The 267-nt window shown below is 34.1% G+C and carries 1 pseudogene; it reads left to right on the top strand.

From position 1 onward, the window contains the following. Positions 1-267, top strand: a pseudogene (locus SB717_RS36420) (methyl-accepting chemotaxis protein); the annotation flags it as partial.

Genomic DNA, 267 nt, shown 5'->3' with positions numbered 1-267 from the left:
CCATTTTAATGGGAGGAAAATGGCGTAGCGTCATAGATAATGAGGTACTCCCTCTTGCGCGTGAAGGAAAATGGGACGAAGCATCTAGAATTGCTTTAGCACAAACAGATTATGTAAATGATCTTTTAGGTCGTTTTAATAAATATACAAATGAAGAAAATGAGAAACGTGACGCATTAATTGCTGATGTCGAGTCTTCTTCATCACTTATTCAATATATTATTTTCTTCTCACTCATTACATGTACATTAACGTCTATTTTATTAG

This window comes from Priestia sp. SIMBA_032 (genome assembly GCF_046535215.1).
GTDB classification, from domain to species: Bacteria; Bacillota; Bacilli; order Bacillales; family Bacillaceae_H; genus Priestia; species Priestia aryabhattai.
The sequence above is the reverse complement of the archived record's forward strand: the minus strand, read 5'-3'. Positions and strand labels throughout refer to the sequence as shown.